Origin of the sequence: Bacillus pinisoli (genome assembly GCF_023036475.1) — a bacterium.
Taxonomy (GTDB): Bacteria; Bacillota; Bacilli; order Bacillales; family SA4; genus Bacillus_BS; species Bacillus_BS pinisoli.
In genome coordinates this window covers 17160-40274 of record NZ_JAJQKI010000023.1, presented here as the reverse complement: position 1 = coordinate 40274, position 23115 = coordinate 17160, and the positions used below count along the sequence as shown (strand labels likewise).

22 protein-coding genes and 1 pseudogene are annotated in these 23115 nt (G+C 38.3%); 18 read left to right on the top strand and 5 right to left on the bottom strand.

Annotation, left to right across the window (positions count from 1 at the left end; translation table 11 throughout):
- The first annotated feature begins 205 nt into the window (after positions 1 to 205).
- Positions 206 to 1399, top strand: a complete 1194-nt coding sequence (locus LT143_RS19820) for an MFS transporter (RefSeq protein WP_246946139.1) — start codon at positions 206 to 208, stop codon at positions 1397 to 1399.
- 207 nt (positions 1400 to 1606) lie between these two features.
- On the top strand, positions 1607 to 1903 hold the full coding sequence (locus LT143_RS19815; RefSeq protein WP_246946138.1) for a hypothetical protein: 297 nt from the start codon (positions 1607 to 1609) through the stop codon (positions 1901 to 1903).
- 124 nt (positions 1904 to 2027) lie between these two features.
- Here the strand turns inward: LT143_RS19815 and LT143_RS19810 are convergent, their stop codons facing one another.
- A complete protein-coding gene (locus LT143_RS19810) occupies positions 2028 to 2957 on the bottom strand; it encodes an ABC transporter substrate-binding protein (protein WP_246946137.1) in 930 nt (309 codons plus the stop codon).
- 223 nt (positions 2958 to 3180) lie between these two features.
- Between LT143_RS19810 and LT143_RS19805 the strand changes: the two genes are divergently transcribed.
- The 5 genes from LT143_RS19805 to LT143_RS19785 all read left to right on the top strand — a co-directional run bounded on the left by LT143_RS19805 (position 3181) and on the right by LT143_RS19785 (position 7186).
- Positions 3181 to 4017 (top strand): ABC transporter ATP-binding protein, encoded by an 837-nt coding sequence (locus tag LT143_RS19805; protein WP_246946136.1) that lies wholly within the window; start codon positions 3181 to 3183, stop codon positions 4015 to 4017.
- Positions 3992 to 4753 carry a siderophore-iron reductase FhuF gene (fhuF, locus tag LT143_RS19800; protein ID WP_246946135.1) on the top strand — a complete coding sequence of 254 codons (762 nt, stop codon included), beginning with the start codon at positions 3992 to 3994 and terminating at the stop codon, positions 4751 to 4753. The genes LT143_RS19805 and fhuF overlap by 26 nt, the downstream gene beginning before the upstream one ends.
- Positions 4754 to 4768: 15 nt before the next feature.
- A complete protein-coding gene (locus LT143_RS19795) occupies positions 4769 to 5014 on the top strand; it encodes a YusU family protein (protein WP_246946134.1) in 246 nt (81 codons plus the stop codon).
- A gap of 120 nt (positions 5015 to 5134) precedes the next feature.
- Entirely contained in the window at positions 5135 to 6049 is a 915-nt protein-coding gene (trhO, locus tag LT143_RS19790) for an oxygen-dependent tRNA uridine(34) hydroxylase TrhO (protein ID WP_246946140.1), read from the top strand.
- A 219-nt stretch (positions 6050 to 6268) separates the two neighbouring features.
- A complete protein-coding gene (locus LT143_RS19785; protein ID WP_246946133.1) occupies positions 6269 to 7186 on the top strand; it encodes a proline dehydrogenase family protein in 918 nt (305 codons plus the stop codon).
- Positions 7187 to 7543: 357 nt separating this feature from the next.
- Here LT143_RS19785 and LT143_RS19780 read toward each other — a convergent pair whose 3' ends face one another.
- From LT143_RS19780 to LT143_RS19770, 3 genes are all read right to left on the bottom strand, one after another.
- Entirely contained in the window at positions 7544 to 8983 is a 1440-nt protein-coding gene (locus LT143_RS19780; protein WP_246946132.1) for a carbon starvation CstA family protein, read from the bottom strand.
- A gap of 162 nt (positions 8984 to 9145) precedes the next feature.
- A complete protein-coding gene (locus LT143_RS19775; RefSeq protein ID WP_246946131.1) occupies positions 9146 to 9883 on the bottom strand; it encodes a LytR/AlgR family response regulator transcription factor in 738 nt (245 codons plus the stop codon).
- Positions 9880 to 11622: a sensor histidine kinase gene (locus LT143_RS19770; protein ID WP_246946130.1), complete on the bottom strand. Its 1743-nt coding sequence runs from the start codon at positions 11620 to 11622 to the stop codon at positions 9880 to 9882. Before LT143_RS19770 ends, LT143_RS19775 begins: the two co-directional genes overlap by 4 nt.
- A gap of 158 nt (positions 11623 to 11780) precedes the next feature.
- Here LT143_RS19770 and LT143_RS19765 point away from each other — a divergent pair, with 158 nt between their 5' ends.
- Positions 11781 to 13946, top strand: coding sequence for a beta-propeller domain-containing protein (locus tag LT143_RS19765; protein ID WP_246946129.1), 2166 nt, complete (start codon positions 11781 to 11783; stop codon positions 13944 to 13946).
- Positions 13947 to 14112: 166 nt separating this feature from the next.
- Here the strand turns inward: LT143_RS19765 and LT143_RS19760 are convergent, their stop codons facing one another.
- On the bottom strand, positions 14113 to 14262 hold the full coding sequence (locus LT143_RS19760) for a YuzL family protein (protein ID WP_246946128.1): 150 nt from the start codon (positions 14260 to 14262) through the stop codon (positions 14113 to 14115).
- A 179-nt stretch (positions 14263 to 14441) separates the two neighbouring features.
- Here LT143_RS19760 and LT143_RS19755 point away from each other — a divergent pair, with 179 nt between their 5' ends.
- The 10 genes and pseudogenes from LT143_RS19755 to LT143_RS19710 form a co-directional block, all read left to right on the top strand.
- On the top strand, positions 14442 to 16823 hold the full coding sequence (locus tag LT143_RS19755; RefSeq protein WP_246946127.1) for a 3-hydroxyacyl-CoA dehydrogenase/enoyl-CoA hydratase family protein: 2382 nt from the start codon (positions 14442 to 14444) through the stop codon (positions 16821 to 16823).
- A gap of 60 nt (positions 16824 to 16883) precedes the next feature.
- The gene (locus tag LT143_RS19750) at positions 16884 to 18059 is read left to right on the top strand and encodes an acetyl-CoA C-acetyltransferase (protein ID WP_246946126.1); all 1176 of its coding nucleotides are present in this window, start codon (positions 16884 to 16886) and stop codon (positions 18057 to 18059) included.
- A 215-nt stretch (positions 18060 to 18274) separates the two neighbouring features.
- Complete coding sequence (locus LT143_RS19745) at positions 18275 to 20059, top strand: acyl-CoA dehydrogenase family protein (RefSeq protein ID WP_246946125.1); 1785 nt, start codon at positions 18275 to 18277, stop codon at positions 20057 to 20059.
- A gap of 356 nt (positions 20060 to 20415) precedes the next feature.
- Positions 20416 to 20775: an arsenate reductase family protein gene (locus LT143_RS19740; protein WP_246946124.1), complete on the top strand. Its 360-nt coding sequence runs from the start codon at positions 20416 to 20418 to the stop codon at positions 20773 to 20775.
- An 81-nt stretch (positions 20776 to 20856) separates the two neighbouring features.
- The gene (gene gcvH / locus LT143_RS19735) at positions 20857 to 21240 is read left to right on the top strand and encodes a glycine cleavage system protein GcvH (protein ID WP_246946123.1); all 384 of its coding nucleotides are present in this window, start codon (positions 20857 to 20859) and stop codon (positions 21238 to 21240) included.
- Positions 21241 to 21298: 58 nt separating this feature from the next.
- Positions 21299 to 21541 carry a YusG family protein gene (locus LT143_RS19730; protein ID WP_246946122.1) on the top strand — a complete coding sequence of 81 codons (243 nt, stop codon included), beginning with the start codon at positions 21299 to 21301 and terminating at the stop codon, positions 21539 to 21541.
- 83 nt (positions 21542 to 21624) lie between these two features.
- Positions 21625 to 21969, top strand: a complete 345-nt coding sequence (locus tag LT143_RS19725) for a toprim domain-containing protein (RefSeq protein ID WP_246946121.1) — start codon at positions 21625 to 21627, stop codon at positions 21967 to 21969.
- Between the two features lie 15 nt (positions 21970 to 21984).
- Complete coding sequence (locus LT143_RS19720) at positions 21985 to 22281, top strand: thioredoxin family protein (protein WP_246946120.1); 297 nt, start codon at positions 21985 to 21987, stop codon at positions 22279 to 22281.
- An 84-nt stretch (positions 22282 to 22365) separates the two neighbouring features.
- On the top strand, positions 22366 to 22887 hold the full coding sequence (locus LT143_RS19715; RefSeq protein ID WP_246946119.1) for a pseudouridine synthase family protein: 522 nt from the start codon (positions 22366 to 22368) through the stop codon (positions 22885 to 22887).
- 18 nt (positions 22888 to 22905) lie between these two features.
- Positions 22906 to 23088 (top strand): annotated as a pseudogene (locus LT143_RS19710) (glutaredoxin family protein); the annotation flags it as partial.
- Positions 23089 to 23115 lie beyond the last annotated feature (27 nt).

Here is a 23115-nt window from a genome sequence, read left to right as displayed (position 1 = left end):
GTACGTTTTTTCATTTTTACTCAGTAACTAGGTTATTTCACGATAAGAACCGGTTATTCCACGAAAAATTATATTATTCCACGATTTTTTTCCTTATCTCACGAAAAAATAGGTTATTCCACAATATTTCAGCTTATTCCACGATTTCTACAATCCCAGGATGAAATCCTCCTCATAGAGTCAAGCTAATAAAAAGGAGGTTAGTATGTTTAAATCGAATTTTAATCTCTTACCCGTTTCGTTAAAAATTCTACTTTTGGGTGTCTTACTATCGCATTTAGCTTATTATATTGTCTTACCCTTGCTTCCAATCGTTTTGAAAGTCATTAAAGGTCTATCCATTGTAGAAATTGGTACTGTTCTAGCGGTTAGCTCTTTTTCTTATCAAGGGGGCAGTCTGTTAGGCGGCTTTTTAGCCGATAAAATCGGAAGAAGAATGATCATTACGGTAGGGGCACTAGTGAAAGGAATCGGTTTGGTGGGATTCGCATTAGCAGGGACATATCCTCTGCTACTAATGGTAGCTGTTATTAACGGGATCGGTGGCGGATTAAATTCTCCATCTACAAAGGCTGCTATTGCGGCTCTTGCATCAGAAGGAGATCATCGTACAACGGTCTTTTCTATAAGGGGAATTGCCGCGAACTTTGGTATTGCGAGTGCTGGGTTGCTTACTTACTTCCTAATCGGAGATGAATCCGTTATGATTTTTTATATTTCAGCAGCGTTGTTTCTCATTCTTGCAATCATTAGCTGGATTTATGTCCCGGCTAATTGTGGGGAAGGAGAATGTGAAGATATTAGTTTTCAATCGTATGTGGAAGTATTTAAAAATAAAGCCTTTGTTCTTTATTCCATCATGAGTATTTTTGTATGGGGTCTTTATGCACAATTCGCACTTGCTTTGCCACTACGTGCAGAGTCGTTCTTGGAAAATCCTACAGTAGTTTCACTGATTTGGACGTTTAACAGTATACTAGTTGTTATTTTTCAAACGACGATTACCAATAGGGTGATTAAAAAACTGAATCCAATGAATGCATTAGCTCTAGGTACAACCTTTATTGGGCTTGGAATCAGCTCACTTTATTTTGCCAATCATTTCAGCTTATTAATTGTTAGTGGCGTGATTTTTGTTATGGGTGAAATGATCTTAATGCCTACAATTGATGTAACGATTACTCGATTGGGGACAGCTCAACTAATCGGAACGTACTTCGGATTGTCAAATTTCATATTCGGCTTGGGAGAAGGGCTTGGCAATTTCGGGGGTGCGAGATTACTGAATATAGGAATTCAAACGTATTTACCTTGGATATCGTATTTAACCATCGCCTTACTCGTAGCAGTGGTGATTTATATAATTCGTCATACAAAACCAATAAGAGATGTATTTTAGTAGTTCCGTTTCCATATAGAAACACAAAGCAAATAGCACCCCCATTTTGACAATGAATATTGTCGAGCCAATGGGGGTGCTATTTTATTGTATTATCCAAAAATCTTTTACATAATGTGGTAAAGTATACGTAAAGATTATGAAAACTTAGTTCTTCATTTAATGGAACAGATTTGTTTGATAAGTATGAGAGGGGAAGGTGAGCGAATGAATAAATTTACTAAGTGGTTTATAGTCTCGATATCTTTAGGGCTAATAGGCTTAATCGTTGTGTTTAATGTGCAAGATTGGGCGAGGTTATCAGGAGAAATGAATACAACTATATTGTTATTTGGAACTTTATCAACATTCATCTTAGTCTTATCTTCATTATATTTTCTTTTTAAAGCTAATGTTGAGCGTGTCAAAGCAAAAATAGTTTTATCAGTATTTGCGTCTCTATTTCCACTAACTGTTTTCGTAATGAATGGTTTGATTTTTACGGTTTATTTCATAGGGAAATAATCCTTGTGAAAAAATGTATTTGAATCGGAACTCCTTACCTAAAACTTTTATTGCTTTTCAAAAGCATACATCTAACGAAAAAAGACTTGAATGAAAAATGAAATCCAGGGAAGGCCCCAGGATTTCATTTTTTATTTATCGCTCTCTTTATATCCTCCACAACTAGCTCAGCTGCTAGAACTCCTCCTGAACGATGCCAAACGGAATCATCCACGTTCATTACATTCCCATTTTTAAAAGCATCTAAGCTTTGAAAAGGGGCCGATAGAAGCCATTCTGTGGCAAAGACTTCTGCTTCCTCTTCCTCTACATCCAACGTAGAGTAAAATAATAGGTCACCATTCATCTGGTTAGACTGCTCTACATCAACTAACATTTCTGAAATCTTTTCTACTTCCTGAGTTTCAGGTCTGCTCCATCCAGCTTCATCTATAATGACACCGGGAAAAGAGCCTTTATAATAAATCCGGGCATGGTCCTTCATAAAACGAACAACCGAAATCTCATGATTTCCCTGAAAGGAATCCTCTAAGTAAGCATCCCACTTCAACAAGACATCTTGTCCTTCCTGTTTTTTATTAACCGCTTCAGCATATAATGAGAAGTTTATTTTCCAATCACTATGTAAGTCTTCTGAGTAAACGGTAGGAGCTAGCCTCGATAATTGCTCATAAATTTGTTCATGCCTCATCCTATTTCCGATAATTAAATCAGGTTGAAGTGCGGCAATTTTTTCGATGGAAGGATCATGCTCAAACCCTACAGGTTCGACTCCATTCATGTAGGACTTCAAGTGCTCATACCAAGGATCTCCCACCCATGATTGGGCAGCACCAATAGGTTTGACGCCGAGCTTAAGTAATGCTTCTGTTCCTTCATTCGTTAGAACAACAATTCGGCTAGGAGAAGGTGGTACATCAGTCTGGCCCATTGCATGTGAAATAGGAATAAATGCCTCCTCTTTTACTATGGGTTCCTTATCTGAAGGTTTTTCCATACATCCAGTTAGAAAAATGATGGTAAAAAATAATGTAATCGTGTTTTTACTAAACATGAGAGCTCATTCTCCCCAATTAAATTTATATTCATTAGTCTGCTTATTGAAAATGATTTTCAACATCATTGACACTGTTTTGAATCTAAAATAAACTATACATAGTACTTATTGTCTGAATAAATGAACGTTATATATAGTATATACAAATAAATGGAGTAAAAGGAACGGCCTTTTTCAGTATGTTAAAAATGGCGATCATTTTAACCAAGGAGTGAGCGATATGAGCGTACTATCAACAGAATCTTTAACCCTTTCTTACGGTGAATCCATCATTATTAAGGAGCTAGATCTTCAAATTCCAAAAGGGGAGATCACTGTATTTATAGGTGGAAATGGTTGTGGGAAGTCCACACTACTTCGTTCACTTGCACGTTTACTTAAGCCACAAGGTGGGTCGGTTCTACTTGAAGGAAATCATATTGCAAAGCTTCCCACTAAGGAAATTGCAAAACAATTGGCCATCTTACCCCAAGGTCCTTCTGCTCCGGAAGGATTAACGGTTTTACAGTTAGTGAAACAGGGAAGATACCCACACCAAAATTGGTTAAAGCAATGGTCAAAGGAAGACGAGGCGGCTGTTAATCGTGCCCTAGATGCAACGGGGTTAACTGAATTAGCTGATCGGGCGGTTGATTCTTTATCAGGAGGACAACGCCAACGTGCATGGATCGCGATGACGCTTGCACAGGAGACGGATATTATTCTGTTAGATGAGCCAACCACGTACTTAGATATGACCCATCAAATCGAGATTCTTGACTTATTATTTGAGTTAAATGAAAAGGAAAATAGAACGATTGTGATGGTTCTTCATGATTTAAACCTGGCATGTCGTTATGCACATCAACTCGTAGCCATTAAGAATCAATCGATATATGCTCAGGGCAGACCTGAGGACGTGATTAGCTGTAACTTAGTGAAAGAAGTGTTTGATGTTCAATGTGAGGTAACGCAGGACCCGATTTTCGGAACACCATTATGTATTCCTCATGGAAAAGGCAGATGTATTTTGCCACAACTAGGAGGAGACCATGAGAAGCAAGCAGTTACAGTCTAATGAGTGGGAAGTACTCACAAATTATCGTTTAACAACTGAAGATTCAGAGCATGCTTACTGTTTTTCCTGTACTAAACTCTTGAATGAAGCTTTTGTTAGTGAGTTTATTGAGAAGCTAAAAGAAATGTATGGTGTGAACGAAACTTTTGTAGCGGCATCTCAATTTATAAAGAGATATGCGTATATGGTAACGGTCCCTTATTTGTATTCCATGAGCATGTTTCATAAGAGAATTGATATTGGTCTAGAGGGCACTATTTTTCAATCATATGAAGAGAACAAGGTATGGCTTCCAAAGCTGCAAATACAATCTCAAGATGCTCTCCTACCTACACATGATCGTGCATCGTGGAGGGCTGCTGGGTTTGAAAGCTTATTCAAGGACCATCTAGCACCTGTTATTAGTATGGTGGCCAAACAAGGAAAGATTTCTAAGCATATCCTATGGGAAAATGCGGCTGTCTACGTGTTTTGGATCTACGAGAGTATGATGAAAGAACAACCAAAAAATGAGATTATTTCAGATGATTTCAATGCTCTTTTAGCAGCGGACTGTTCTGTTTTTGGCGACTACTCTAAAAATCCTATCCATAAATACTACACGGAAAAGAAATACTATGATCATGTAGATACGGAAATTAGACTACGTAAGACTTGTTGTTTATACAATCGATTGCCTGGTTCTCAGGGAAGCTGCTCAACCTGTCCTCAAGCGTGTCAGCTAGTTACGAATTAGAGGGGAGATGAGGAAATGGAAGATAAATTAGTTGCTCAATTGGACGGTCTATTAGAGAAATACACCGAGCTTTTATTAGGTGAAACGAACAATGAGCTAAAGGAAAAGGTACGTGCTTATGTGGTCTATTCTCATATTGCGAAAACCATGCCTCCTTTAGCGAAGCACTGGAATGAGACCTATCCAGAAGCTAAAGAAGGTATGAAAGAAGTAATAGAACAGATCAAAGAGTTAAACGAAGCCCATCGAGCAAAAAAGTAGAAGTGTATGGTATAATACACTTCTTTTATATGGGCCTTTTTTAAGCTTTTGTCTATTAATGGATTATAATTTATCAATAATTTTTGGTATGATAAGAGAAGAAATTTTTAAAGATAGGTGATTACAATGGAATTTCAAGTTCTACTTTACTATAAATATGTCAATATAGAAGACCCTGCTGCGTTTATGGACGAGCATCGTGCCCTCTGTGAACGAATTGGTGTGTTAGGAAGAGTGTATGTTGCACACGAAGGTGTTAACGGTACAGTCTCCGGAACTGTCGAACAAACAGAACAATACATGAGAGAAATGCGTCAGGATGAAAGATTTGCAGATACAATCTTTAAAATTGAGCCATCTGATCAGCATGCTTTTAAAAAGCTTAAGGTTAAGGTAAAACCAGAGTTAGTAAACCTAAAGCTAGAAGACGATGTTAACCCTAATCAATTAACAGGAAAGCATCTTCCACCAAAGGAATTCTATGAAGCCATGCAAGATCCAGAAGTCTTAATCCTTGATGCAAGAAACACATACGAATATGACTTAGGGCATTTTAAAAATGCAATCAGACCCGATATTGAAAGTTTTAGAGAATTGCCCGACTGGGTAAGAGAAAATTTAGCTGATCATAAGGATAAAAAAATCCTGACGTATTGCACGGGAGGAATTCGTTGTGAGAAGTTCTCTGGGTTCTTAGTAAAAGAAGGCTTTAAGGATGTATCTCAACTAGAAGGTGGAATCGTTACCTATGGTTATGATACTGAGGTGAAAGGGAAGTTATGGGACGGGAAACTTTATGTGTTCGACGAAAGAATATCTGTTCCAGTTAACCGAACGGAAGAAGCCAATGTTGTAGGGAAATGCTACTATTGCGGTGAGGCTGAAGAGCGCTATGTGAAATGTGGCAACCCTGACTGTAACAAGCACTTATTACTATGTGAAGAGTGTGAGCACGAGCATAAACGTTCATGTAGCACAGAATGCCAAGAACACCCACGAAACCGTTATATAAAAGAACATGAAATGCAAAAATAAGAGTCTAAGCGTTCCGAATATTGGAGCGCTTTTTTCTATGTAATCATAGGGCTTGTTACATAAGATGACAAACAAGCTTAATATCCGACAACTTCTAAATATTTTCATATTCAAGTAGAAAGAAAGATGATAAAATGATGATGGTTTAAAAACATATAGCCTCTGTTCACATAGGATATATTGTTGCGTAAACTATGTTTGCTTTCAGGAGGGGTATAGATGGAACAGCTTATGCGTAACTTTTTCTTATTTTTGTCGAAAAACAAAGCCTTAACGAAGTTAGCAAAAAAATACGGGCTTCATTTTGGCGCAGCGAGATTTGTTGCGGGGGAAACAATTGATAAAGCAGTAGCAGTAATCAAAGATTTAAATAAAAAGAATTTATCGGTGACGATTGATTATCTAGGTGAATTTGTAGACAATGAAGCGGAAGCTAATGAGATGGCTGACAATTCAATTGAGGCAGTAAAAGCCATTGGTCGAGAAAAGTTAGATTCTCAACTTTCACTTAAGATGACTTCAATGGGATTAGATATTTCAGATGAAGTGGTATTACGTAACATGCGCCGTATTTTAGAGGCAGCAAAAGAAAACGGTGTCTTTGTAACAATTGATATGGAAGATTATTCACGTTGCGGCAAGACCATCGACATTTTTAAACAATTACGTTCAGAGTACGATAATATCGGGACTGTTCTTCAAGCATATCTATACCGAGTGGCAGACGATGTAGCTGACTTGAATCAATATAAGCCTAATTTACGACTTGTTAAAGGCGCTTACAAGGAATCTCCTGAAGTGGCGTTTCCTGATAAAAAGGACGTAGATGAGAACTTTAAGAAGATTATTAGAATGCATCTTGAAAACGGTAACTATACAGCGGTTGCCAGTCATGATGATGCAATGATTGAATATACGAAACAGGTTGTAAAGGAACTTAATATCCCTAAAGACCAATTTGAATTCCAAATGTTATATGGTATTCGTCCGGAACGCCAGCTTGAACTTGTAAAAGAAGGCTACAAAATGAGAGTGTATGTACCTTACGGAAATGACTGGTATGGCTACTTCATGAGAAGATTGGCTGAAAGACCAGCAAACGTGGCGTTTGTTGTTAAAGGAATGATTAGAAAATAATAGTAGTAGGTTGCTGAGATTTTATATCTTAGCGACCTTTTTTTGTAGATTTGTAGATTTGGAGATTAAATGTGTGACAGTTTGCTATATATTAGCCTGCAATGCTATAGAATAGGCTGAGGTTATACGAGGTGTTCTCGCAAATATTGGGTTTATGCGCGAAAAATGAGATTTATGCGTGAAAATCAAAATATATGCGTCAAAACCGAGAACTTATGCACAAAAAATTCAATTTATGCACAAAAATTACAATTTATGCGCCCAGTCTAACCTTTGTGGGTAGTAAACCAACCGAGCCTAATAATTCGAGAAAACAAAAAAAGCATCTGATCAAACTAAGATCAGATGCTTTTCTTTTTACGCCACGTTCGAGATAGAATCCTCAAGTGGAATATTGTTTGCGCGCGCTTTCTTAGCAGCATTGAAGAAAATTACGATAACTGCTACAGTTGTAACGGCTGCAATGATATAAGAGATATTTAGTGATAAACCAAATCCGATTTGCGCGTTTAAGATGTACGTGAATGTTGTCATTGTCATAAACACACCTGGGATCATTGGGATCCAGTAATTTTTCTTAGCAATGAATAGATACATTGTCGCTACCCATAATGCAATAACAGCTGTCGATTGATTTGCCCAAGAGAAGTATCTCCATAAAAGTGTGAAATCAATTTTTGTAAGAGCAAAAGATAGAACGAATAAAGGAATCGCGATCCATAAACGACTAGCAATCTTCGTTTGAGCAATGTTTAAATAATCAGCGATGATCATACGTGCACTACGGAACGCAGTATCACCAGAAGTAATTGGAAGAACGATAACTCCAAGTACAGCTAATGTTCCACCAACAGCTCCTAATAGAGCGATTGAAACTTCACTTACAACAGTACCAGGACCACCAGCAAGAATTTCTTTTAAACCAGTTGAACCATCAAACATACTCATAGCAGCAGCTGCCCAGATCATAGCGATAATACCTTCTGCGATCATCATTCCGTAGAAAATGAAACGTCCTTGACGCTCGTTTTGTGTTGTACGAGAGATAATCGGTGTTTGAGTTGCATGGAATCCAGATAATGCACCACAAGAGATCGTTAAGAATAATAGCGGGAAAATAGGTGCGTTGTCAGGGTGCATATTTGATAAAGATAATTCAGGAATTGGAGCGCCAGTGAAAATTAACATACCACCTACACCAACTGCTGAAATTAATAGTAAAGCACCAAATGCTGGATAGAAACGACCAATGATTTTATCAATCGGTAATAATGTTGCTAATAAATAGTAAACGAAGATTGCAGCAATGATTAAGCCCATTGTTACGCTGCCATCCATTAATGTATGAAGTAGACCTGCAGGTGCTGTTACGAAAACAGTACCAACTAAAAGTAGTAATAATACCGCAAAGAAGTTTACCATGTGCTTCATGAACTTCCCTAAAAACTTACCAGCAAGCTCAGGTAAATGAGCACCTCTATTACGAATAGAAATCATACCCGTTAGGTAGTCATGAACAGCTCCAGCGAAGATACAACCTAGTACGATCCAAAGAAATGCAACAGGTCCGTATAAAGCACCCATGATTGGACCGAAGATTGGACCAACACCAGCAATATTTAATAATTGAATTAATGAGTTTTTCTTTTCACTCATTGGTAGATAATCTACGCCATCCTTACGAGTAAACGCGGGTGTTTGACGTTCGGAGTTTGGACCAAATACCTTTTCAACAAATTTACCATACGTAAAGTATCCAATAATTAAAAGCAGGACACCAGCAATAAATGTATACATTACAAATCCCCCTTACTATGAATTCGTTTTCACTATCCATACTATAAATGAAAACGTTTTCTAGTAGTGGGGTTTATGTATAAGATGTCATATATCCTGCTTAACATGAAAAAATACCTGTTTTACGTGTTAGTTACATTGGAGGCAAAAAAAGTCCACGTGCTATAGCTCTAAAAGCGCACGCAGACCTTTTACATAATTTCGACTAACTGATAAATGTTCTTTGACTCCCTTTAATTCAAGCTGATAGGCTCCGTTAAACCAGGGAATCAGTCTTGTAATATGATCGGTGTTCACGAGATAACTTTTATGGATGCGGTAAAAGGAATAGCTTTCAAGTCTTGCTTCAAAATCCTTTAAAGCATACTTAGATTCGTATACTTTATCTTTTAGGACAATTTTTGTTTCCCGATCATCACGATATAAATAGAGAATCTCTTTCGGATCAATATAAATAATCTCATCTTCTCCTTCTAAAGCGAGCTTTGCAGGAGTAGGGGATAACTTTTCGATTTTCGGTTGAGTAGACTCAAGTAAGATTTTTTCTAAGCGCTCAATGGTTTCGGTTAATTGTTCTTCATCAAAAGGCTTCACGAGGTAGTCGACTGCTTGATGGCGAAATGCTTGAACAGCAAAGTTTGGATAAGCTGTTGCAAAGACAATACGCGGTGTTTTTTTAAGTTCCTTTAATGATTGGGCCACTTCAAGACCGCTTAGCTTTGGCATCTCGATATCAAGGAAAACGACATCTGGTTGCAATTGGATGGCTTGCATGATTGCTTGATCTCCAGAGTCAGCTTCTCCCACAACCTGAATACGGGGATAATTAGATAATAAATGTTTAAGCTCATCCCGACTATATCGTTCATCATCAACTACTAAAACACGTATAGATGTCATTCCTTTTCCTCCATACTGTTAGAAATCCTAAAAGATACGACTGTTCCTTCATTTTCTTTACTTTTAATAATGAGGCGAGATTGCTCACCTAATAACATGACGAGACGACGATTAACATTGAATAAGCCAATACCTGTACCAGTTTTTGAAGGAACTTTTTCTACTATTAAATTTGGATATTTTGATAGGTCCATTCCATTTCCATTGTCTTGGACGGAAACGAGTATGTGATCGTTCTCTTTTTTTATGATAATCCGTATTTGACAATCACTTTCTTTGTCCTTAATGCCGTGCTTAATAGCATTTTCAACAATAGGTTGTAGTGTTAAAGGTGGAATGGGGTGATTAAGTACAGTGTCATCAATTTCATAATGCACACTTAATTTATCAACAAACCTCGCTTCTTCTATAGAAAGATAAGCTTTCACATGCTTTAGTTCCTGTTCTAGTGTAATCCATTTCTCTGTCGTCCCAGCTAAATTTTGACGAAGGAAATGAGACAACGCCACTAACAGAGATCTTGCCTTTTTAGGATCGATTCGAATAAGGGAAACAATAATATTTAACGAGTTAAACAAAAAGTGAGGACTAATTTGCGCTTGCAATGCTTTTATTTCAGCTTCCTTTGCTAGTTGAAAGGCTTTATCGGCTTCAGCAATATCTAGTTGATTGCTTAACAACGAACTTAGTCCTGTAATTAATTGTATGACAAGAGGGGTTATCTCTTTTTCTGAGCTGAAGTAAAACTTTAATGTTCCAATGGTTTTTCCTCTCTGAATGAGAGGAGCAATGACAACTGCATGTAAAGGGCAATCTTCTTGCATACATTGAATTTGATCATGGCCAGCCACAATTAATCTTCCCTCTTGAATAACTCTCCTCGTGACGTCTGTCAAAATAGGGGTTAATTCTCGGTGATGATCAGCTCCGTGTCCAATATGAGCAAGAATTTTTTCATGATTTGTAATAGCGACAGCACTTGCTTGAACCTCACGATACAGAATCTCACACGCCTCTTTGGCAGGTTGAGCATAGAGGCCTTTCCTCAAATGGGTTAATGTAAGCTCTGCTAAGCGTAACGCCTTTTGAGTCTGAAGGGCACCTATTTTTTCTTCTTCATTTAAGACATTCCGTACGATCAATAAGAATAAGGCAGAGCCAATTCCGTTTGCGAGAATCATTGGGAAACCAATGACCTCTACTAAAGAAAGTGCCATTGAAAATGGCTTCGCTACGAGCAAAATAATCAACATTTGAACTGTTTCAGCAAGAGCCCCAATTAGAAAAGCTGCTTTTAAGGAGATTTCTTTTTTATTACGATGGAAAGCACCTGAAATGATGCCGGCGATGATAGCAGATAAACCGCAAGCAAGGTCAGTAAAGCCACCCATTGAATAACGATGAATCCCTGCAATCAAACCTGCCCCAATTCCTACTTTATAACCACCAAGTAAACCTGCAATGATAATCCCTATAACTCTAGAGTTAGCCAATGCTTCCTCTTGATTCAGTCCATTTGCCCATCTGTCAAAATTCATGGAATCGGTATTAAAAGTAAGTCCAGAGTATGTACCAATAATACCGAAGAAACCAAAAAATAAAATCGCCATATATTGCTGTTTACGCCCAATTTTTTCGTGCTGAATCATCTCTCGGAAAAAACGGAATCGCGTTAAAATAAAAGCGATGGTTACTAGTATCCCTAAACGTTCAAGCATTGTAAGTAACAATTCAAACATAGGCAAAGAACCCCTGTCTTTAAGAATGACAATATTGTATCATGTTAACGCATTGTATGGGAGTCATGAACTTATTTAAATAATCTGAAAAATATATACCTACAAGCTGTAACTTTTCTCGGTAGCTTTCGACTATGTTTTATAAAGGGGGCACGGTAATGAGGAAATCATTTGTTTATATGATGTTGTTGCTTGGACTAGTTGGAATTGCGTTTATCTTTCAGTTTGTCATATACGGTGGAAAGCCCACTGTTGTAAGTGGTTGGGTGGAAGGTGAAAAAACTCAAGTTGTTTTACCTAATCATGTTTGGGAAATTGAGTTTTCAGAACGGATGGATCCGTCAACATTAACGGAACAGAATATAGTTATTAAAAATGAAAAAGATGAAGTAATGGCGACAACTATTTCCGTTCGTGATGACCAGAAGGCTGTTACGATTGCACCACCTAAAAATGGATATAAAGCTTATAATGGGAACTTCGTTTTACATTTATCTAATCAAATCAGTTCAGTTAGTGGGGAAATGCTCCGTTCAGATAAAACGATTGAGTTTAGTGTTTCAGAGGGATTACCCGTTGTTGGAAGTGAAAAGAAGCTAGTTCAATTTTTTCGAGACAGAATAAAGGAAACCAAGGAAAAATGGAGCTGGGGCTTTGGTTCTGGTGGAGTTGAAGAGGAGACTACTATGGAATCTAATGATTTAGCTAAAGGAGAAGGAGCTGAATCAAAATCATATTCTGAGACAAATGTTCAAGTTCAAGGGGTAGATGAAGGGGACTCTGTTAAAACAGACGGAGAATACATTTACAGAGTGATTGATCGCAAGTTGACCATTACAAAGGCGTTACCAGCATCAACAATTAAAGATATATCTACGATCTCCTATTCAAATCTTGAACCCTTTCAGTTATATGTGGATGAAAATAAGCTAGTAGTGATTGGATATGCTTATCATGATTATTCACAGGAAGAAAAGGATAGAAAAATCGCACCGATTTATCAGCAGGTTCAGGTTATTGTCTATGATATAGCAGATCGTAGCAATCCAAAGGAAATCCGATCCGTTCAAATTGAAGGTTCTTATATGACGTCTAGAAAAGTAGATTCCACACTTTATATAGTAAATCAACACTATCCTGATTTCTGGGCTTATGAAAACGAAAAGATTGACTTACGCCCTCGATTTGCAGACACTGCGGTTTCCGATGATATTCAAGTCATTGACTATGATGAAATCCACTATTTTCCTGGATCCAATGAGACGAACTACTCTATCATTGCAGCGCTCGATATCGAGGATGTGAAAAAAGAGATGGAGATCTCAACTTATTTAGGAAGCGGCTCTAATTTATATATGACGAAAGAGAATCTATATATAGCGGTAAATAAGTATCCAGAGGTCCGTGAAAACAAAGGATTCTCCTTTGATTCTATTGCTATTAGCACTCCGGTTAAGACAGAAATCTATAAATTCGCTGTTGACGGTTTAAAGGTCGAGTTTATGGCAACAGGATTAGTAAAGGGAAGTTTATTAAACCAGTTTTCGATGGATGAGTACAATGGTCACTTTAGAGTAGCGACAACGGAAGGCGAGGTATGGGATGAGAAATCGCCATCTAGAAATCATGTGTTTATCTTAAATGAGGAAATGCAGCTTGTAGGAAGTGTAGAAGATCTTGCACGAGGTGAGCGAATTTACTCCGTTCGTTTTATGGGGGATAAAGGGTATGTGGTGACATTCAAACAAGTAGATCCACTGTTCGTGATGGATTTAAGTAGCCCTTCAAAACCTACAGTCCTAGGTGAACTGAAGATTCCAGGCTTTAGTGACTATCTACACCCTTACGACGAACATCATTTAATCGGCTTTGGTCAACATACAAAGCTTGTAAAAGAAAAAGGTTCTCTGGAACCACTTGTCATTACAGATGGCGTGAAAATTTCTTTATTTGATGTAAGTAACCCACTAGAACCAAAAGAGAAATTCTCCGAAATTATCGGTGGGACTGGAACTTACTCGCCACTAAACTATGACCATAAAGCACTACTATTTAGTAAGAAACAAAACATCTTTGCCTTTCCAGTCACCGTATACCAAGACAAAGTAGGTAGCAAATACGAACAACAACTCGTATTCCACGGTGCCCTTGCCTACAGCATTGATTTGAACAAAGGCTTCCAACGTCAACTAGAAATGACACACGAAGACCAAACTTCCCAATACGAAAACTGGGAAAACCAAATCATGAGAGTCCTTTCAATAGAAGACCATATCTATGCGGTCTCACCTACTAAAATTACAGCGCATAAAATTGATTGGTAAGAGTATGGTGTTGAACAGGATGGAAAGAGAATAGTTTGTAAGTAGTCTATAAATAGTTTCACGCATTAACGCATCGGGGGCCAGGCCCCCGATGCGTTAATGCGATAAAGTGCAATGTTTCAATCCAAAAAACTACAACTACTACAACTACTGCAATTCCACGTTTTTACTCTTCACCCATGTTGCTTTTGCCGTATTGTTGGTTCGTGCTTTGTGTCTTTCCAGACACACCACCTTTTACGGTTGGGCCAGCCGTTCCTTTAACGCTTGCTGCGCTTTTGGCACGTTCTGATGGATTCTTCTTAAGCTTTGCCATATTTATCACCTCCATCTATTAGACTTACCTACATATTTAAAATAATGTCAGAATAAAATGTAAGGATGTATCGATTGTATATTGCGAAAATTTCCAAAATGGATTATAGTGAAAGTAGAATAAATGAATGAGTATTCATTCAACAAAAGTCATTCGAAATGAGAAAGGGGAGATTACGGTTGAGTCGACGCATTCGCAAAGCAGCTGTTTTAGGATCTGGGGTAATGGGTTCAGGAATCGCTGCTCACTTAGCCAATATCGGCATACCAACGCTTTTACTAGACATTGTTCCTAGAGAATTGACAGAAGACGAAAAAAAGAAAGGGCTTACACTAGAGGATAAGGTTGTCCGTAACCGTCTAAGCCACACTTCCATTCAAAAACTGTTAAAGCAAAAGCCTGCTCCATTAGCGGCTAAAGAAAATATTTCTTTAATCGAAGCTGGAAATTTTGATGATGACTTAGAACGGATTAAAGATGTAGATTGGGTTATTGAAGTTGTTGTTGAGAACTTAAACATCAAGCAACAAGTATTTTCGCGTATTGATGAAGTAAGAAAGCCTGGAACAATTATCAGCTCAAACACTTCGGGAATTTCTATTGAAGCAATGGCTGAAGGCCGCTCTGAGGATTTCAGAAAGCATTTCCTTGGCACACATTTCTTCAATCCACCACGTTACTTAAAATTACTAGAAATCATCCCAACGAAAGACACTGATCCAGAAGTGCTTTCCTTCATGAAAACGTTTGGTGAAGATGTCCTTGGTAAAGGTGTAGTAGAAGCAAAGGACACGCCTAACTTTATTGGAAATAGAATTGGTACTTATGGTTTAATCGTGACGGTTAAAGAAATGCTAAAAGGCGGTTACAGTGTTGGGGAAGTAGACTCGGTAACAGGTCCGCTAATTGGTAGACCAAAAAGTGCAACCTTCCGTACACTTGATGTCGTTGGTCTAGATACGTTCATTCATGTAGCCAACAACGTGTATGAGCAAGTAGATGGGGCAGAAAAAGAAGCATTTGAAGTACCAGCATTTATGAAATCCATGCTTGAAAAAGGATGGCTAGGAAGTAAATCAGGTCAAGGATTCTTCTTAAAGCAAGGAAAAGAGATTCTTGAATTAAACCCAGAGACACTAGAGTATGAGGCACGAAAGAAGTTAGCAGCTCCATCCATTGAACTGAGCAAGCAAGCAAAAGGCGCGGATAAGCTAAAAGCACTTGTTTATGCAGAAGATCGTGCAGGAAAACTGCTTTGGAACATTATTAGCCCAGTACTTGTGTATACAGCTGAACTAAAAGGTGTCATTGCAGATGATATCGTGGCGATTGATAATGCCATGAAGTGGGGCTTCGGCTGGGACAAAGGTCCATTTGAACTTTGGGATGCTATCGGAGTTGAAAACTCAGTAAAGAAAATGCAAGCAGAAGGCTTACAAGTACCTGGATGGGTAATTGAAATGTTAGAAACAGGTCAAACTTCTTTTTATAAAAAAGAAGAAGGGCAAGACCTGTATTTCCAAAATGGTAGCTACGAAAATAAAGTAGTTAATCCAAAGGTTATCCACCTAAAAGGATTAAAAGAAAAGAACGGTGTCATTAAGAAAAACAACGGTGCTAGTTTAATAGATTTAGGAGATGGCGTAGCGGCACTAGAATTCCACTCTCCAAACAATTCAATTGGTCCTGATGTCACGCAAATGATTAACTTTGCTATTGAAGAAGTGGACCGTAACTACGAAGGTCTTGTCATCGGTAACCAAGGAAAGAACTTCTGTGTAGGTGCTAACCTTGCGATGATTCTAATGGAAGCTCAAGATGATAATTTCTTTGAATTAGATCTTGTTGTAAAGCAATTCCAACAAACAATGATGAACATTAAATATAGTCCAAAGCCTGTTGTGGCTGCACCTTTTGGTATGTCACTTGGTGGAGGAGCTGAGATTTGTTTACCTGCTTCACGCATTCAAGCGTCAATGGAAACATATATGGGCTTAGTAGAAGTAGGCGTTGGCTTAATCCCTGGTGGAGGCGGTAACAAGGAATTATATATTAGCCATTTAGAGGGTCTTCCAAATGGCGTGGAAAAGGATCTTCAAAAAGTGACAAACCACGTATTTGAAACGATTGCAATGGCGAAAGTTTCTACCTCTGCTCAAGAGGCAAGAAATAATAATTTCTTATCAAACCAAGATGGAATCAGCATAAATGGTGATCATTTATTATACGATGCGAAGCAGGCTGTTCTAGCATTGGCAAGTCAAGGCTATCAGGCACCTAAGCGTAAGAAGGTTCCGGTCGTAGGTGAAACAGGATACGCAACACTTCTTTTAGGAATAGATTCTATGCTTCGTTCAGGATTCATTTCAGAACATGATATGAAGATTGCAAAGAAGCTTGCCTTTGTTCTAGCTGGTGGTAGAGTGAGCTTTGGAACTGAAGTAGATGAACAATACTTACTAGATTTAGAAAGAGAAGCATTCTTAAGTCTTGTAGCTGAGCCAAAGTCTCAACAACGTATGCAGCATATGTTAGTGAAGGGTAAGCCTTTACGTAATTAATAGATTCATAGAGAGGATTCGTCCTCTCTCTCCATAAAAATAAAGAAATGGGGGAGTAATGTGAGAGAAGCAGTAATCGTTGCTGGTGCAAGAACCCCGGTCGGAAAAGCAAAACGTGGGTCACTTGCCAATGTACGTCCGGATGATTTAGGAGCATTAGTTGTAAAAGAAACGCTAAAGCGTGCAAATAATTATGAAGGAAATATTGACGACCTAATCATTGGTTGTGCGATGCCGGAAGCTGAGCAAGGCTTAAATATGGCTAGAAATATTGGTGCTCTAGCGGGCTTACCGAACACAGTTCCAGCCATTACGATTAATCGTTATTGTTCATCAGGTCTTCAAAGTATTGCGTACGGAGCAGAGCGAATTATGCTTGGTTCTTCAGATACCATCCTAGCGGGTGGGGCAGAGTCCATGAGTATCGTACCGATGACAGGACATACCGTTCGTCCTAACATTAAGCTTGTGGAAAGTGCTCCAGAATACTATATGGGCATGGGACATACAGCTGAACAGGTTGCTGTGAAATACGGAATTAGTCGTGAAGACCAAGATGCTTTCGCAGTAAGAAGCCATCAACGTGCGGCAAAAGCGATTCAAGAAGGTAAGTTCGTCGACGAAATCGTGCCAGTTGAAGTAACAAATCGTATTCTTGATGGTAAAAACAAACTTCAAGAAAAAACATTCATGTTCTCACAAGATGAGGGTGTTCGTGCAGACACAACACTGGAAGTACTAGGTAAGCTTAGACCAGCTTTCAATGTAAAAGGTAGTGTCACAGCGGGTAACGCATCACAGATGAGTGATGGAGCTGCAGCCGTTCTACTTATGGATAAGGAAAAAGCTTTATCAGAAGGCCAAAAGCCATTAGCAAAATTCCGTTCGTTTGCGGTTGCTGGTGTACCACCTGAAATTATGGGGATTGGACCAATCGAAGCTATTCCAAAAGCATTGAAGATTGCAGGACTTGAGTTATCTGATATCGGATTGTTTGAATTAAACGAAGCCTTTGCTTCTCAATCACTAGCGATTGTTAGAACACTAGGCATTGATGAAGAAATAGTAAACGTAAACGGTGGAGCAATTTCGCTTGGTCACCCACTTGGATGCTCTGGAGCAAAATTAACGTTAACGCTCATTCATGAAATGAGAAGACGTAACGTTCAGTTCGGTGTTGTTACGATGTGTATCGGTGGCGGAATGGGTGCTGCTGGTGTGTTTGAATTAATTTAATAAAGGCTGTGTAAAAGGTTCGTATTGTTTTATGCACAGTTGATTGAAGTGGAGGGATGCGAGACTCCTGCGGGAGAAGCGTGGTAAGGGAGACCCCGCAGGCGAAAAGCGCCGAGGAGGCTTCCGAACCCGCCCGCGGAAAGCGAGCGTCCCATAACGAAAATCAACTTCCAGGTTTAACAGAGCCTTACTAACAAATAAAGGGAGGAACCAATATGTCAAATACGACTGAGAATCTAATTAAAGGTGGAGCTTTTTTAATCGAAGATATTGAAGCGGATCGTGTGTTTACACCGGAAGATTTTACAGAAGAACATAAAATGATTGGTAAAACAACTGAGGAATTTGTGGTAAACGATGTACTACCTCATCTAGAGGATATCGAGAATCACCAATTTGAAAAGTCAGTAAAGCTTTTAAAGCAAGCAGGTGAGCTTGGTTTATTAGGTGCTGATGTTCCTGAAGAGTACGGTGGACTTGGACTTGATAAGATTAGTTCAGCTCTTATTACTGAAAAAGTTTCTCGTGGTGGAAGCTTCTCCTTATCATTAGGAGCACACGTAGGAATTGGATCATTACCAATCGTTCTGTTTGGTAACGAAGAGCAAAAGCATCAATACCTTCCTGATTTAGCTTCAGGTGAAAGACTTGCTGCATATGCCCTAACAGAGCCAGGATCTGGTTCTGATGCACTAGGTGCAAAAACAACTGCAAAATTAAATGCAGAAGGAACTCACTACGTATTAAACGGAGAAAAGCAGTGGATCACAAACTCTGGATTTGCTGATGTATTCGTCGTGTATGCAAAGGTAGATGGAGAGCATTTCTCCGCATTTATCGTTGAAAAAGGATTCCCAGGTGTATCGACTGGTCCAGAAGAAAAGAAAATGGGGATCAAAGGATCTTCTACTCGTACGTTAATTCTTGAAGATGCATTAGTTCCAAAAGAGAACCTACTAGGAGAGCTTGGTAAAGGTCACGTAATTGCCTTTAACATCTTAAACATTGGACGTTACAAGCTTGCAGTGGGAACAATTGGTGGGTCTAAGCGTATGATTGATGTAGCTACTCAATATGCTAACCAACGTCAACAATTTAAGACGCCAATTTCTCGCTTCTCTTTAATTCAAGAAAAACTTGCAAACATGGCAGTAAAAACATATGCGATGGAAAGCTCGGTATATCGTACGGTTGGACTTTATGAGGATCGTCAAGGTCGCCTAACTGATGAAGAGGTTAAAGATGGTAAATCAATGCCAGCTGCAATCGCAGAATATGCAATTGAGTGTTCATTAAACAAGGTATTCGGTTCTGAAACACTTGACTATGTAGTAGATGAAGCAGTTCAAATTCATGGTGGATACGGCTTCATGGCAGAGTATGAAGTAGAAAGAGTATACCGTGATTCACGTATTAACCGTATCTTCGAAGGAACAAACGAAATCAACCGTCTATTAGTTCCAGGTACGTACCTACGTAAAGCATTTAAAGGTGAACTACCACTTTTCCAAAAAGCACAAGCACTTCAAGAAGAGCTTATGATGCTAATGCCAGAAGAAGTGGGCGATGGTGTTCTTGAGCAAGAAAAGTACCTAGTAAAGAACGCAAAGAAGATTGCACTATTATCAATGGGTCTAGCTGCACAAAAGTATGGAAAGAGCCTAGACAAAGAGCAAGAAATCCTAAGCAATATTGCTGATATTGTTAGCAATGTATACGCGATGGAATCTGCGGTACTTCGTACAGAGAAGGCAATTAACAAAACAGGACTTGAAAAGAATAACCAAAAGCTTCTTTACACTCAAGTTTACTGCCAAGAAGCATTCAACGAAATTGAAGCACATGCAAAAGAAACATTAATTGCGACTGAAACTGGTGATACTTTACGCATGATGTTATCTGCTTTAAAGAAGTTCACTCGTCACACGCCAATTAACGTTATTGGTAAAAAGCGTGAAATTGCAGCTGCAATCATTGAAGCTGATCGTTTTACAGTTTAATACATGTCGGAGCTGTTAACTAAGGTTAACAGCTCTTCCTTATGGTCCTTAGTTTCAAAATCGTGGAATAATATTACCTTTTCGTGAAATAGTTTAATAAAAGGTGGAATAACAATAATTTTCGTGGAATTCATTTGCAAAATCGTGAAATAACCTATATTTTCGTGGAATACTTTCACTAAACGAAAAATCAGGTCCTAACGTTAACCTAGGATGTAGCAAAAAAGAATCACTATAATAGAAACTTTGCTTCGCAACCAAATATTTTGTCCAACATAAACCCGCTGTTAGGATATGATTGGGTTATATGGTAAAATACATATTGATGTGTATTCTAAATATGGTGGTGAAATGTGTTGGCAGTGACATTTTATTGGTACCCTAAATGTGGGACTTGTAGAAATGCAAAAAAATGGTTAGAAGCGAATCAAATTTCTTTTAACGAAGTACATATTGTTGAAGATGCACCTTCAAAAGAAACATTACATGAGTTATTTAAAACTAGTGGTTTAGAGTTAAAGAAATTCTTTAATACAAGTGGAATGAAATATAGAGAGTTAGGTTTGAAGGACAAGCTTAAAACAGCGACAGAAGATGAAATGTTAGAAATTTTAGCCTCAGACGGAATGCTTGTGAAGAGACCTATTATCACGGATGGCCAAAAAGTAACAGTTGGATTTAATGAGAAGCAATTTGAAGAAACTTGGCTTGCATAATGTAAGTAATACTATTCAATTCCAATTTTTCAATGGTATGATATAGATAATACGATTTATACATAATGTGGAGGGATACTAATGAACACACCAAAAGAACTACGTTACACGAAAGAGCATGAATGGGTACAAATTGATGGAAATAAAGTACGTATTGGTATTACAGATTTCGCTCAATCTGAGTTAGGTGATATTGTGTTTGTTGAACTTCCAGAAGTGGGAGATGACATCTCTGCAGATGAGCCATTTGGAAGTGTTGAATCTGTAAAGACGGTTTCAGAATTATATGCTCCAGTAAGTGGAAAAGTAGTAGAAGTAAATGCAGATCTTGATGACAGCCCAGAATTTGTAAATGAATCGCCATACGAAAAAGCTTGGATGATTGTTGTTGAGCTTTCTGACACAAGTGAAGTTGATTCACTTATGACTGCTGAACAATATGAGGAAATGATTAATCAAGACTAATGAAATCATTTTTTCTGGATACTCTAACACTATACAGTGAGTGAAGGAGTGTCATGTCATGTTAGAACAAAAACGGTTGGACATAACTGATCGTGTCGTCGGTAAACTGAATCAAGGACACATGGATTTATTTGTAGGGGAAGAATCAATTGGGAAAATGCTCTTCACGGATCAAGGGAATCAGTATGACCTTAAACCAGGATATGAGCAAGAACAAAATAAGATTTTTCACTATGCTGACGTTACAACAAATCCTGATCAAAAGTATACCGATTGTGATAAAGAAGATGGATGGTGCTAGGCAGTGGGGGGATAACCACTGTCTTTTGTTTTATAATGGAATTATATGTAAGTTTACCTATACTAAATAATTTGGTGATGTAGATGGAAACCGAGTTAGACAAGGTATTAATCGTTGAAGGAAAATCGGATAAAAAGAAAGTAGAAGCCATTATAAACGAGGAAATTGAAATTATTTGTACAAATGGAACAATCGGTACAAGTAAGTTAGATGAACTCATTGAGGAGTTATTTAACAAAGAAGTCTATATTCTTGTCGATGCGGATGATTCTGGGGAAAAATTGAGAAAACAATTTAAACGAGAACTTCCGGAAGCGGTTCATTTATATATAGACAAAACCTATCGTGAGGTGGCTTCTGCACCAGAACAGCATGTGGCAACTGTGCTATTGAGTGCCAACATAGACGTACATGCTAATTTTTTATAAGGGTTGAGTGATGAGATGGAGGAATGGACTGATTTTAATCCAGACCAGTTAAAAGGAACAGATCGTGTAGCTTTATTTTTGTATACACCGCTTTGTGGTACGTGTAAGGTAGCAGAGAGAATGCTACATGTAGTGGAAAATTTGGTAACAGAGTATCCCATAAGAAAAATAAACTTAAATTATTTTCCGGATCTAGCAGCCAAGTGGGAGATCCAAAGTGTTCCTTGCTTACTTTTATTTGAAAAAGGCGAAATGACTAAAAGAATATATGCCTTTCAGTCAGTAGATTATTTATACAGAGAATTGAAGTAAAGGGGAGGAATCAGACTGGGAAAGCAACCTTTAATACGTATAGATGAAGGCCCACTTGATGTGTGGTATGAAAGTCCATCTATTATGGCTGTTTACAAACCAAAAGGCATTCATGTTCATCCTGAAAATCATGAAGAGAGTGGTACGCTTTTAAACTTGTTGTTTCAACATAACAGGTGGCTAGCCGAGATGGAAACAAGTATAACAGCAGGTGTTTTACATCGCTTTCATCCCAATGACCATGGTCTGATGATTTTTAACAAAAATGATGAGTATGCTGACACTTTAAAACAGGCCATTGACTTAAATGAAATGAACTACTTTTACACTGTAGTGATAGAACGAAAGAAACTACCAAGTGAATTGCCTGTGAAAGTCCTTACACAAAAAGAGATAGGAAACAAAGTTGTAGTTGAGATTCAGACAACGAACGGAAATACGTTTGATCTTCGTGAACGACTATTTCCTCAACTGAATCCTGATGAAGTAATTTTTTACTGCCACAAGATTCAACTTGTCTTGCCTCACACTGGGGCAAGGCATACATTAGCACTTCGTGAGACAAACTCTATTCCTGAAATATCGTTTTTCTATGCCCCACCTTGAAGCTCTTGTCGAGAAGCGAGAGAGTTTCTCTCGAAGAATGGGTTTGCGTTTGAAGAACATAGTGTAATGGATGATGGCGTCATAGATCAAATGATGTCATTAAATGGTGGTCAGAAAATCATCCCAACGATCAGCATTAACGGTGACATTGTGACTGGTTTTGACAAGGCACATTTAAAAAGGTTGCTAGGAGTTATCTAGAAAGAAGCAGAAAAACATTCTATAGCG